Annotated in this window: 10 protein-coding genes; 4 read left to right on the top strand and 6 right to left on the bottom strand. The window is 64.3% G+C overall.

What is annotated here, in order from left to right; genetic code table 11:
* Positions 1-32: 32 nt before the first annotated feature.
* The 6 genes from AC56QP_RS20465 to AC56QP_RS20440 form a co-directional block, all read right to left on the bottom strand.
* Positions 33-1,568 (bottom strand): efflux transporter outer membrane subunit, encoded by a 1,536-nt coding sequence (locus AC56QP_RS20465; RefSeq protein WP_489863556.1) that lies wholly within the window; start codon positions 1,566-1,568, stop codon positions 33-35.
* Between the two features lie 247 nt (positions 1,569-1,815).
* A complete protein-coding gene (locus AC56QP_RS20460; RefSeq protein ID WP_489858313.1) occupies positions 1,816-2,790 on the bottom strand; it encodes an efflux RND transporter permease subunit in 975 nt (324 codons plus the stop codon).
* Positions 2,787-4,964 carry an efflux RND transporter permease subunit gene (locus AC56QP_RS20455; RefSeq protein ID WP_489858314.1) on the bottom strand — a complete coding sequence of 726 codons (2,178 nt, stop codon included), beginning with the start codon at positions 4,962-4,964 and terminating at the stop codon, positions 2,787-2,789. Before AC56QP_RS20455 ends, AC56QP_RS20460 begins: the two co-directional genes overlap by 4 nt.
* Positions 4,961-6,109 (bottom strand): efflux RND transporter periplasmic adaptor subunit, encoded by a 1,149-nt coding sequence (locus AC56QP_RS20450; protein WP_489858315.1) that lies wholly within the window; start codon positions 6,107-6,109, stop codon positions 4,961-4,963. Before AC56QP_RS20450 ends, AC56QP_RS20455 begins: the two co-directional genes overlap by 4 nt.
* Positions 6,090-6,296, bottom strand: a complete 207-nt coding sequence (locus AC56QP_RS20445; RefSeq protein WP_489858316.1) for a hypothetical protein — start codon at positions 6,294-6,296, stop codon at positions 6,090-6,092. Before AC56QP_RS20445 ends, AC56QP_RS20450 begins: the two co-directional genes overlap by 20 nt.
* 133 nt (positions 6,297-6,429) lie before the next feature.
* Positions 6,430-6,939 carry a hypothetical protein gene (locus tag AC56QP_RS20440; RefSeq protein ID WP_489858317.1) on the bottom strand — a complete coding sequence of 170 codons (510 nt, stop codon included), beginning with the start codon at positions 6,937-6,939 and terminating at the stop codon, positions 6,430-6,432.
* Positions 6,940-7,162: 223 nt separating this feature from the next.
* On the opposite strand from AC56QP_RS20440, the gene AC56QP_RS20435 reads away from it, so the two are divergent.
* Genes AC56QP_RS20435 through rbbA form a run of 4 tightly spaced genes read left to right on the top strand, consistent with a single transcriptional unit; the run spans position 7,163 to position 12,949 of the window.
* Complete coding sequence (locus AC56QP_RS20435) at positions 7,163-7,885, top strand: response regulator (RefSeq protein WP_489858318.1); 723 nt, start codon at positions 7,163-7,165, stop codon at positions 7,883-7,885.
* Positions 7,882-9,186 carry an ATP-binding protein gene (locus AC56QP_RS20430; protein ID WP_489858319.1) on the top strand — a complete coding sequence of 435 codons (1,305 nt, stop codon included), beginning with the start codon at positions 7,882-7,884 and terminating at the stop codon, positions 9,184-9,186. The genes AC56QP_RS20435 and AC56QP_RS20430 overlap by 4 nt, the downstream gene beginning before the upstream one ends.
* Positions 9,187-9,197: 11 nt before the next feature.
* A complete protein-coding gene (locus AC56QP_RS20425) occupies positions 9,198-10,214 on the top strand; it encodes an HlyD family secretion protein (protein ID WP_489858320.1) in 1,017 nt (338 codons plus the stop codon).
* Positions 10,211-12,949, top strand: a complete 2,739-nt coding sequence (gene rbbA / locus AC56QP_RS20420; RefSeq protein ID WP_489858321.1) for a ribosome-associated ATPase/putative transporter RbbA — start codon at positions 10,211-10,213, stop codon at positions 12,947-12,949. Before AC56QP_RS20425 ends, rbbA begins: the two co-directional genes overlap by 4 nt.
* Positions 12,950-13,004 lie beyond the last annotated feature (55 nt).

Below are 13,004 nucleotides of genomic sequence, written 5' to 3'. Positions count from 1 at the left end.
TTCTCTCTCCTCTGATTGACGGTTCATTTTGTTCACTGCGCCACGGCTTTCGACGCCAGCCGTGGGCCGGTCTTGACGTCGATGATCTCGGGCGTCGTGGTGTCGACGACGCGGTCCCAGCCGCCGCCGAGCGCCTTGTTGAGGGCGATGTAGTTGGTCGCCAGCAGGACGCGGCTTTGCAGCAGCGTGTCCTCCGCCGAGTAGAGCGAGCGCTGGGCGTCGAGCACGTCGAGAAGGCTCGTCTCGCCGGCCTTGAACAGCGTGCCTTCGATGCGTGCCGCCTCGCCGTAGGATTTCGCCGACGAGGCAAGCTTGCCGATCCGGATACGCTCCTGCGACAGAAGCACGAGCGCATTCTCGACATCCTCGAGCGCGCTCAGCACCGATGACCGGTAGGCGATGAAATACTGATCGCGCTGGGCCTCGGCGACCTCGACGGCGGCCTTCAGCTGCCCGGCATTGAACACCGGCACGCTGAGCGTCGGCCCGAACGACCAGCCGATCGACGAATTCTTGCCGAGGTCGCCAAGCTTGTAGGCGGAAGTGCTGATGTCCCCCGTCAGGCTGACCGAGGGATAGCGCGCCGCCTCCGCCTGGCCGATCTTGGCGGTGTATTGCGCGTATTGCCGTTCCGCCATGCGCACGTCGGGGCGCGACAACAGGATGTCGGCGGGAATGCCGGTCGGCATCGGCAGCCGCGGCGCCGGGATCGGCGCGCCGCGCTTCAGCCGCTCGCTCAGCGCCGCCGGCGGACGGCCGGTGAGCACGGAAAGACGATGCACGGCCTCGGCATAGCTTGCCTCCAGCGTCGGGATATCGGCTTCGGTGCTGCTTGCCTGGCCCATGGCTTTCGCCACATCGGCCGCCGTCGCGGTGCCGGCCTGCGCCATGGTGCGGGTGAGTTCGGCGGTCTGCCTTTGCGATGCGGCCGAGCGCCGGGCAAGCGCGACGCGGGCCTGATAGCCGCGCGCCTGGGCATAGTACGAGGCGACATCGCCAACCAGGGTCAGCAAGGTCGAGCGGAGCTCCTCCTCCGACGCGTCCAGCCCATAGCGGGCCGCCTCGACGCTCCTGTGGTTGGCGCCGAACAGGTCGAGTTCCCAGCTGGCGTCGAAGCCGGCCTGATATTCGCTGTAGACGGCGCTCGAGCCCGACGTGGTCGCGGCCGACTTGTTGCGGGTGGCCGAGCCGGAGCCGTCCAGTGACGGGAACAGGGCCGCGCTGCTCTGGCGGTAGCTGGCGCGCGCCTCGCGGATCTTGGCCTTCGCCGTGGCAACGTCGAGATTCCCGGCAACCGCCTCGTCGACGAGCGTGTTCAGCTCGGGATCGCGCAGCCGCTGCCACCATTTCGACAATTGCGCCGGCTTGGCCGGCGTGGCCTTGCTGTGGCCACTCCAGCTTGCCGGCATCGCCAGCAAGGGCTTCTGGTAGTCCGGACCGACGACGCAGCCGGCGAGCGCCGTTGCCGTCAGCGTCACGACGATCAGCCGCGCCCCGACAGCGCGTCTTGCCGGTGCGCTGCTGATCCGCGCCGAGGCCCGCCTGCTGGCGAAATCATCACCCGTCATACCCTTACCCTCAATTGTCATGGATCGTCGCCTCGGGCCCGGTGTCGGTCGCGGCATCCTGCCTGGCCGCCCGCCCCTGAAGATGCGGCGCACCGTCACGAACAGCAGCGGCACCAGGAATACCCCGATCACCGTCGCCGCGATCATGCCGCCCATGACGCCGATGCAAGCCGCCAGAAGAAGGGCGAGGCGAGCATTGCGGCCCGGGGCGCACAGCGGCGCCCCGGGGCCCGACTGCAGGGACCGCTCAGGCTGGATAGGCATTGTCTGGTCGATCTTTCCCTGGAGTTGCGCTCGCCGCCTGGCTGCCGGCATCGGGTGGTTCCACCAGCAACTTGCCCAGGTGGCGGGCGAGGAAGCGCTGGATGTCGTCCATGAAGGTGTAGACCACCGGCACGTAGACCAGGCTGAGCATGGTCGAGGACAGCAGCCCGCCGATCACGGCGATCGCCATTGGAGCCCGCGTCTCGGCATCGGCGCCGATGCCAAGCGCGATCGGCAGCATCCCGGCGCCCATGGCGATGGATGTCATGACGATGGGCCTGGCGCGCTTCCGGGCAGCGTCCATCAGCGCCTCGAAGCGGCCCAGGCCACGTTCCTTCTGCGCCACCAGCGCATATTCGACGAGCAGGATCGAGTTCTTCGCCGCGATACCCATCAGCATCAGCAGGCCGATCAGGGGTGTCAGGCCAAGCGCCTTGCCGGTGATCAAAAGCAGGCCGAGCGCGCCGCCCACCGACAGCGGCAGCGCGACCAGAATGGTCACCGGCTGCACGAAACTGCGAAACAGCAGGACCAGCGTCAGGTACATCAGGAGGATGCCGGCGGCGATCGCGGTGGCAAAGCCGGCAAACAATTCCTGCATGCGAGCGGCGTCGCCACGCGCCAGTTCGTGCACGCCGTCCGGCAAGTTCTGCATGACCGGCAGAGCGCGGATTGCCGTGGTCGCTTCGCCGAGCGTGATGCCGGAAAGATTCGCTTCGATGGTGGCGCTGCGGCTGCGATCCACCCGTGCGATGCTGTTGGGCCCGGCGCCGAAGCTGATGTCGGCGACCGCGCCGAGCGGCGCTACGCCCTTCGTACCGGTCAGCGGCAGGACAGCCAGTTTCGACGGATCGTCGATAGCTCCATCAGGCAGTGTCACGACAATCGACACCTGGCGATCGCCGAGATTGAATTTCGGCAGGCTGGTGTCGGTATCGCCAAGGGTGGCGATCTTCACCGTATCGGGATCTCGGTCGGCGTGATGCCGAGCTGAGCAGCCTTTGCGCTGTCCGGGCGCACGATCAGCTCCGGCTTGGTGGTCGCCGCCGTCGAGGTTGGATTGCTGAGGCCCGGGATCGATTTCATCTCGTCCATCAGCGCTTCACTCGTCTTCTGCAGCGCTTCGCCATCGTCGCCGACCAGCGTGACCGACACCTTGGCTCCCGAAAAGCCATCGGCGCCGAACTGGATGCGGGCCCCGGGGATGTCGTTGAGCTTCGGCGAGGCTTCGGCCTCGAACGCCTGCTGGCTGGCGGTGCGTTCGGCGCGCGGCTTCAGATTGACGGTTACGGTGGCGGTGCGCACCTCGGCCGATGTCGATCCGCGGTTCGGTCCGCCGCCCGATGTGGCCGCTGTGCCGATGGTCGCGAAGACGCTGTCGACCGCCGGCTCTTTCTCGAGACGGCTGGTGATGCCCTGCACGACGGCCGCCGTCTGCTCGATGGTCGATCCCGGCTGCAGCTCGACCGAGATCACCGAACGGCCGCGATCGGCGGCGGCCATGAATTCGGTCGGCAGTTTCGTCGCCAGTATCATTGAGCCGGCGAAGAAGGCGATGCCGGCGACAAGTGTGATCCAGCGGTGTTTGAGCGCGCCGCGCAACAGCCAGAGATAAGTCGGCACCCAGGCCGGCATGTCGTCCTCGCTGTGGGCGCCGGCGCGCACCAGATAGGCGCCCATCAGCGGCGTCAGCATGCGCGCGACCAGCAGCGAGAACAGCACCGAGACGCACACGGCGACGGCGAAGGAGAAGAAGAATTTTCCGGGAATGCCGGGCATGAAGGCCACCGGAAGGAACACGGCGACGATGGTCGCGGTGGTCGCAACCACCGCAAGGCCGATTTCGTCGGCGGCCTCGATCGCCGCCTGATAGGCGCTGCTGCCGGTCTGGCGCATATGGCGCACGATGTTCTCGATCTCGACGATGGCGTCGTCGACCAGAATGCCGACCACCAGCGACAGAGCGAGCAGAGTGATGTTGTTGAGCGAGATGTTGAAGGCCGCCATCACCGCGAAGGTCGGGATCAGCGACAAAGGCATGGCGACCGCCGATACCAGCGTCGCCCTGATGTCGCGCAGGAACAGCCAGACGACGCCGATGGCGAGCAGCGCGCCGAGCCAGAGCGCTTCAAACGCGGCATCGTAGCTTTCCTGGACGAAACCCGATGAGGACGTGACCTCGGTGAATTCTGCGGCGGTGGTCCTGGAGGCGATTCCGGTGATCGCGGCGCGCGCGGCCTTGACCACGTCGATCTCGCTCGACCCGACGGACCTGTAGATGTTGAAGGCGACGACCTCTCTACCGTCGAGATAGGCCGCCTGGCGCGGCTTTTCCCAGCTGTCGACCACCGTGCCGAGATCGGAGAGTTTGACGTCGCCTGCTCCGGTCAGCGCGATACGTGTATTGGCCAGCGCCTCGACAGTCGCGGCGCTGGAGAGCGTACGCACCGACTGCTCCTGGCCGCCTATGGCAGTGCGGCCGCCCGGCCGGTTGACATTGTTGGATGCGAGCGTCTGGCTGACATCGCCGGCGCTGATGCCGAGCGCGGCAAGCCGATCGGGATCGAGCTCGACCCGGATGACCCGGTCGACGCCGCCCGAACGGGTGATCTTGGAAACGCCGTCGACGCCGAGCATGGCCTTGGCGACGTCGTTGTCGATGTACCAGCTCAGCCGGTCGGGCGACATGGTCGGCGCCTCGACCACATAGGTCAGCACCGAATTGCCTGTCGCGTTGACCTTGGCCACGACCGGTGTCTGGGCGGCGGCCGGCAGGCTGGACTGTACACCCGAAACGGCATTGCGGACGTCGTTGGCGGCCGTCTCGGAATTTGTGTCGAGCGTGAACTCGATGGTGGTGACCGAAGAACCTTCGCTGATCGAAGTCGAGACGTCGTCGACGCCTTCGAGGCTCGCCACGGCATTCTCGATCACCTGCGCGACTTGAACCTCCATCTCGCTTGGAGCCGCGCCCGACTGCGTCACCGTGACGGTGACCGTCGGCTGGTCGATGTCGGGCATGTTATTGGTGCGCAGCTGCATGAAGCCGTGCAGGCCGGCGATCGTCAGCGACAGGAACAGCACGATGGTCGGAACCGGGTTGCGGATCGACCAGGAGGAAATGGCGTTCATCGGGGAATATCCCTGGCGGTCGCGGCATCGCCGGCATCCGCCTCCCTGGTGGCGATGCGCACCAGATTGCCGTCGTTGAGGAAACCGGCGCCGGCAACCACGATGCTGTCGCCTTCCGACAGGCCGGCTTCGACCACCACCCGGCCGCTCTGGCGCATGCCGGTCGAGACAGCGCGCGCACTGACCTTTCCACCGTCGCCCACGACGAAGACGGCAGGTTTGCCGTCATGCCAGACCAGGGCGGCCTCGGCGACGCTCAGTTGCGGCGAAGCCGCGGTTGCGATCGATACACGCGCGAACATGCCCGGTTTCAGGCCCGAGCCTTCGCCCAGGGAGACACGGACGGTGGCAAGCCGCGTAGTCGAGTCGACCGTCTCGGCGATGGACGAAACCGCTCCTTTTGTCGTGCGCCCCGCCGCGTCGACGATGGTGGCCGACTGGCCAACCGCAATTGCCGGCAGGTCCTTTTCCGGAATGAGAACACCGACCTCCAGCCTGCCGTCACGCATGATCTTCATGAGCTCGGTGCCGGTTTGAACGATCGAGCCGGCGACCGACGGCTTGCTGGAGACGATGCCGTCGAAGGGCGCGCGAATCGTCGTTTGATCGAGTTCCGCCTGCAATTTCTGGGCGACAGCTTCAGCCTGCTCCAGTTGCGCCCGGTCGGTCTTGACCGCCGTCGCCTTATCCTCTGCCGTCTCGGCGCTGACCGCTTTGCTCGCCAGCAGCTTGTCGGCACGGGCGGCCGCCGATATGGCCGCGTCCAATGTCGCCTGGGCCTGCGTGATCGCAGCCTTCTGCTCGGCCAGTTCCGCTTTCAACAGCGAGGCGTCCAGCCGCGCGACGACTTCGCCTGATTTCACCTGATCGCCTTCGGAAACCAGCACCGCGGTCAATTGCAAACCACTGGCTTGCGCGCCGATCGCCCCTTCCTGCCAGGCCGCAACCGTGCCCGTGGCATTGATCGAGGAAGCGATGAGCTCGGGACGCACGTTCTCGACCGAAACCGTCAACGCGGCGGCCTGCGCGGGCGCAACCGTTTGTGCCGCGGGGTCGACCGCACCGCGGCCATAGGCCTTGAGTGCCGCGACTGCAATCAACACGCCCGCCAGGACAAAATATCCCTTACGCAATTTTCTGATCATGATTTCTGGTTTCGTTTCGATGGTCGGAAAGCGGCAGTGACAGGCGATACGCGGCAAAGCTCAGCCGGATCATCCCTTTGAGCGTCTCCGCCGGCAGGGTCACCGGCGCTACGCTGACTCCGTTGCCGTTCGAAAAAGTCGGAGCGATGGATGCGATCAACCGCACCATCATCAGGGCTTCCCACATTCTTGTGCTTTCGATTTTCCTGGTTTCGAACGGCCCATCCGTTCGGATGGGCCGCCGTTTCGGGAAAGGAACCGGCCGGATCATTAGCGACACGCAGCAGATCCGGCCGGCGCAGCCGCTCAGAGTTGCTCACCTATCCGGGGTTGGGGGGTGGGAGCCGCCTGCCAGGACTGGGCAGGCCTCTGGGGCCAGCTGCATCGCCCGGCGGATTGTCCAAGGGGCCGGGAGGTGGCCCCTGGGGTCGTTCCGCCGAAGCAAGGATTTCGAGCTGTTCGGGCGTCAGCTTGGTGCGCAGCGCGGCGATTGCGTCCTTCAGCCTGCCCGCGGAAGCAGCACGTCTGGTGAGATCGTCGGCCAGCCTTTCCTGAAAGGCGAAAGGATCGGGGACATCGGCGTTGCTTTCAGCGCCGGCCGCGCCAGCGTCGGGCTCGCGCTCTCCGGAGCCCCCAAGACCATGGTCAGGCCGCGGCAGCGCCAGCACCACCTTCAGCGCGCCGGTATGGTCGCGCCACGCGTCAATCTGTTCGGCCCCAACGGCCGGCGGACCGTCGCCGGATGCGGCGGCGAGTTCAAACTGCCGCGCCAGCGCGGGATGAATCCCCGCCACGGAAAAGAGATCAAGCGCGAAAAACCTGCTCCGCATGATGTATTCCTTTCCAACATGCAACGTAGCAGCAGGATAGGGAGCTTTTTTTTCCCATTTGCTTCGATCTATTTCCGAAGGTTGCTGAAAAAGGGAGATTTGTTACAGAATGTTTCTGTGCCCTGCCTGGAAACATTCCGTTGCAATTTTCCGTCCCGCACTCCCACAGCTCGCCCTATAACCCGGCAAAGAACAGGCAAAACGGCATCGGGCAAACCAGGCAATGCAGCCACAACCACAGATTCTTGTCGTCGACGACGATCGCGAGATCAGGACGCTTATCGGTCGCTATCTCGACGGCCAGGGTTTCCGTGTCTCAGTCGCGGCGGACCGGCGCGAATGCGAGCAACAGCTGATCACAGGGCAGTTCGATCTGATCGTGCTCGATGTCATGCTGCCCGATGGCTCGGGCCTCGATATATGCCGCGCCCTGCGTGACAGCAAACCGCATGTCCCTGTCATTCTGCTGACGGCACTGAAGGAGGATGTGGACCGCATCGTCGGACTTGAGCTCGGCGCCGATGATTATCTCGGCAAGCCATTCAACCCGCGCGAGTTGACGGCACGCATCCGCGCGGTGCTGCGGCGCTCGTCGCACGACCAGGCCCCTGCCATCACCCGGGTCTACCGCTTCGCCAGTTATACGATGGAGCCAGGCATCCGCCGTGTCGCCAATGTGAGAGACGAGACAATCGACCTTACCGGTGCGGAGTTCGATCTGCTTCAGGTTTTTGTCGACCGGCCGGGTCGGGTTCTGTCGCGCGACCAGCTTCTGGATCTCACGCAAGGCCGCGAGCGGGAACCTCTTGATCGCTCCGTCGATGTGCTGATGAGCCGGCTTAGGCGCAAGCTTGGCGAAGATGCGGCGGCGCCCCTTTTCAAGACTGTGCGCAATGGCGGCTACCAGATGACCGTGCGCGTCGAGACCTTGGACGAGCGGGCATGAGTTCTCTCAGAGCGCGGATTGCGCTGCTTCTGGTGGCGGCGATCGTCGGGGTGGTTGCGTTGGCGACGTTTGCGGTCGTCAGTGTGGTTGGGCCGCCAACGCCGGAATCGACCATAGAGCCGGTTGCACGACAGATCAGGCTTCTGGCGCAGTCGCTCCCGAGCCATGTCGCCAGCGCCGACGATCTGCGGATCGAGCTTGGGACTCGGCCGGCAAGCGGGCAGGAAGACGAACGCGCAACATATTTTCTTGCCCGAGCACTTCAACACAGCGGTGCGGATTTTCCAGCCGTCGTGGTCCGCGTCGCAGGCAAGCAAGGCATGGTCGCCTCGGTGCAACTGCCGGACGGCCGCTGGATGGCCGTCGATATCCCGGATTTCTCGCCGCCGGCCGACCGCTGGTTGGTGCTGGCTGGCTGGATCACCTTGATTGTGCTTGGTGCCACGGCCGTTTCGCTCTACTTCGCGACGGTTTTGACGAAGCCCCTGGTCATGCTGGAAGCCGCCACCGCGCGCATCGGGCTGGATGGGGTGCTTGCGCCGCTGCCGGAAGAAGGCTCTGGCGAGGTGCGTGCCACCGCACGCGCGCTGAACCAGCTCTCGACCAGGCTCAAGGCGGCCATGGAAAGCCGCATGCGGCTGGTCGCAGCCGCGGGTCATGATCTGCGAACGCCGATGACGCGCATGCGGTTGCGTGTCGAATTTCTGGCGGAAGAAGAACGCGAGAAATGGCTGCACGATCTCGAGGAACTTGACCGTATCGCCGACAGCGCCATCCGGCTGGTGCGCGAGGAGGTTGCGGGGGATGCCGTCGAATCTGTCGATCTTGAAAGGCTGGTGCGTGACATCGAGACCGAGATGGTTTCGCTTGGTCACGCGGTGACGACCGGCAATTTGGACAAGGTCTCGGTGAGGGCAGGCGCGCTTGGCCTGCGCCGGGCCCTGCGCAATCTCATCGTCAACGCGGCCACCCATGGCAAGGGTTGCTGCGTTTCGCTTGCCGCAGCGGACGGTCGCGTCGTCCTCAGCATTGCCGATCGCGGACCGGGCATCCCGCACGAGCTGCTGAACAAGGCGTTCGAGCCGTTCTTTCGCGTCGACCCAGGCCGCTGGCAATCAATTCCAGGTGCCGGCCTTGGTCTGGCCATCGCGAAGGAAATTATCGAACGGTACGGCGGGACCGTGACCTTGGAGAACCGCCCTGGCGGCGGTCTTTCTCAGAAAGTCGTTTTCGATGCGGTTCTTGAAAAATCAGGATTTGAGCTGGATCGAGAGCTTACTCCGATTTCCGCCGCCTTGTAGGAGCAGCACGAGTGAAAATCCGCCGCCCATCGACGACGAGTGTTCTGATCTTTGTCCTGATCTTGGCGGCCGGCGCTGGCGGCGCTTGGTACTGGTGGCAGAGCCAGCAAGGAAAGCTGCCGGATGGACTGGTATCGGGCAACGGTCGGATCGAGTCCGATGAGGTCGACATCTCGGCGAAATCCGCCGGTCGCGTACGAGACGTGCTCGTCGAAGAGGGCGACCTCGTTTCCGCCGGACAGATCCTCGCCCGGATCGATACCACGGAACTTCTGGCCGAGCGTGCCAAGTATGTCGCCGATCAGACCTCCGAGGAAGCGTCGATGCTCGAGGCGAAGGCGACGGTGGCTCAGCGGCAGGCCGAATTAATGCTCAAGGAGGCCAACCTCCGCCGGGCCCTCACACTCGTCGATACAGGCGCTCTCAGCCAGCAGACACGCGATCAGTACCAGAGCGAACGCGATTCCGCACGCGCCATCGTTGAGGCCGCGGAAAAGAATGTGACCGCCAGGGAGCGCTCGATCGATGCGGCGAAAGCTTTGGTGGACCAGACCGATGCCCAGATCGCCGACGCGACCCTCGCAACACCAGTCAAGGGCCGCGTCCTCTATCGCCTTGCAAATCCCGGCGAAGTCGTCAGCGCCGGCGGCAAGGTTCTGACGATCGTCAATCTCTCGGAGATATACATGGAGATCTATCTGACCTCCGAGCAGGCCATGCGGGTTCCCGTAGGCTCGCAAGCTCGCATCCAGTTCGACGGCGCCGACTTCGCCGTGCCCGCCAAGGTGAGCTTCGTCTCGCCCGAAGCCCAGTTCACCCCGAAGCAGATCGAGACACGCAGCGAGCGGGACAAGCTGATGTTCCGGGTCAAGCTGCGCATTCCGCCGAGCCTCGTTGACGATCACATCGAGCAAGTGAAGACCGGGGCGAGGGGCACCGGCTATGTCCGGCTCGACCCGAACCCGCCCGACTGGCCGGAGTCCCTGCAGAAACGTTTCCCGGGCGATCCCGTCGACGCCGGAGAATGACGATGGCGGCACCGGCTGGCCAGATTGCCCGGATCTCCGGCGTGACCCATGCCTACGGCAAGGTCCTGGCGCTCGACAACGTGTCGTTCGACCTGCCGAGTGGCCGGATGACGGGCCTCATTGGCCCCGACGGCGCCGGCAAGTCGACCCTGCTTGGTTTGATTGCCGGCGCGCGGAAGCTGCAGATCGGGACGGTCCAGGTCCTGGACGGCAGCATGGCCAATGCCAGACATCGCCGGGCGGTTTGCACGCGCATCGCCTACATGCCGCAGGGGCTCGGAAAGAACCTCTACCAGGAGACAAGCGTTGCGGAGAACCTTGCTTTCTTTGGCACGCTGTTTGGTCTTGCCGCGGCTGAGCGGGAGATGCGCATTCGCCAGCTCGCGGGCGCAACGGGACTGCTGCCCTTTCTCGACCGTCCCGTTGGGAAGCTCTCGGGCGGCATGAAGCAGAAGCTGGGACTGTGCTGCGCGCTCATCCATGATCCCGACCTCCTTATTCTCGATGAGCCGACGACGGGGGTCGATCCACTCTCGAGGCGACAATTCTGGACGCTCATCGCCGACCTGCGCCGCGAGCGGCCGGCGATGAGCGTCGTTGTCTCGACCGCCTACATGGACGAAGCCAGCCATTGCGATTGGCTGGTCGCAATGGATCACGGGAAAATACTCGCCTTCGGCACCGCCGACGAGCTCCGGGAAGCCACCGGCGAACAAGATCTTGAATCGGTCTTTGTCGCCTTGCAGCCAGGGCAAAAGAGCAAACAGGAGCGCTTTGTCATTCCGCCGCGCAAGCCGAGCGCCGAAGAACCGGTGATCGTGGCGAAGGGCCTGACTTGCCGCTTCGGCAAGTTCACCGCGGTCGATCGTGTCTCCTTCACCATCGAGAAAGGCGAGATCTTCGGCTTCCTTGGCTCCAACGGTTGCGGCAAGACCACGACGATGAAGATGCTGACCGGGCTGCTTGCGCCGACTGAGGGTCAGGCGGAGGTATGCGGCAGCCCGGTCGACGCCAAGGACCTGTCGATACGTCGGCGCGTCGGCTTCATGACGCAATCCTTTTCTCTCTACGGCGAGCTGACGGTTCGCCAGAACCTTCTTCTGCACGCCCGCCTGTTCCATCTGAGCAAAGCCAATGCTGCCGACCGCAGCGAAAAGCTCATTAAGGAGATTGGGCTGACCGACTACGCGGATGCCGACGCCAATTCCCTTCCGCTCGGTGTGCGCCAGCGCCTCTCGCTCGCGGTCGCGATCGTGCACGATCCCGAGCTCCTCATACTTGATGAGCCGACCTCCGGCGTCGATCCGCAGGCGCGAGACGAATTCTGGCGGCTGCTGGTCGACCTGTCGCGAAGCCGAAACGTGACCATCTTCGTCTCCACGCATTTCATGAATGAAGCGATGCGTTGCGACCGCATCTCACTGATGCATGCGGGTCGCGTGCTCGTGTGCGACGTGCCGGAGAACGTGATCGCCTCCAAGAACGGCGCCGATCTCGAAGAGGCCTTCATCGCCTATATCGAGGAGGCCGAGGGGCCTCGATCCGCGCAGGAAGCTCCGTCGCTGGTCCGACAGGAAGCGCGGGCCACTTCGCCTGCTCGCCCGCGCTTCCTGCCGCTACGGCGCCTGTTCGCCTACACGCAGTGCGAGATGCTGTCGCTCATGCGCGATCCCGTCCGGCTCGCCTTCGCCTTCCTCGGCTCCTTCATCATCATGCTGATCTTCGGCTTCGGCTTGTCGAACGACGTGACCAATCTGACCTACGCGGCTTTCGACCATGACAACACACCCGAAAGCCGGGCCTATCTCGGCGGTTTTTCGAGCTCCAACTACTTTACGGAGCGGTCGCCGATCCAGAACGTGCAGGCGATGGAAGACCGCCTGAAGTCCAACGAGATCGAGCTCGCTATCGAGATCCCGCCGAACTTCGGCCGCATGGTGAAACGCGGCTCCGACTGGCAGGTCTCGGCTTGGATCGATGGCGCGAACACCACGAGGGCGGCGACCATCGAGGGATATGTGCAGCAGGCGCACGATCTCTTTTCCGAGCAGAGAAGCCGTGAGGCGAGCACTCCATCCACATCCGATCCCACCACGACGCTCCAGGTCCGCTATCGCTACAATCCGACAGCCGAGAGCATCTATTCCATCGGGCCATCGCTTCCGGCCATGCTGATGATGATGTTCCTGGCGATTCTGATGGCGGTGAGCGTCGCCCGGGAAAAGGAGATCGGCACGATCACCAATTTCTATGCGACGCCAACCACCCGGCTGGAATTCCTGATCGGCAAGCAGGTGCCTTATCTCGGCGTCGGAATGATCAATTTCGTCATCCTGACGGCGACCGTGCTGTTCTTGTTTGGGGTTCCACTCAAGGGCAACGGCATGGTTCTGGCCCTTGGGGCTCTGCTCTACACCGCGGCCGCCACTGGCTATGGGCTCTTCATCTCGACCCTCACCAGGAGCCAAGTGACAGCGGTCTTCGCTGGCGCGGTCTTGTCGATGCTGCCAACCATGCAATTCTCGGGGATGATGCAGCCCGTCTCGACGCTCGAAGGCGGCGCGCGCCTGATGGGCCGGCTGTGGCCGACGACCTACTACACGCACATGAGCGTCGGCGCCTTCACCAAGGGGCTCGGGCTTGGCGACATGATGACCGATCTCGTCGCGCTCGCGCTGTTCCCCCCGGCCTTTCTTATGCTGTCGGTGATGCTGCTGAAAAAACAGGAGAAGTGATGATATCGAGCTTCTCCAACATCTTCTGGCTCGGCACCAAGGAGCTCCGGGCGCT

The organism is Mesorhizobium sp. RCAM 05104 (assembly GCF_059683645.1).
Note: the sequence above shows the minus strand (reverse complement) of the source record. Positions and strands in the feature narration are given on the sequence as shown.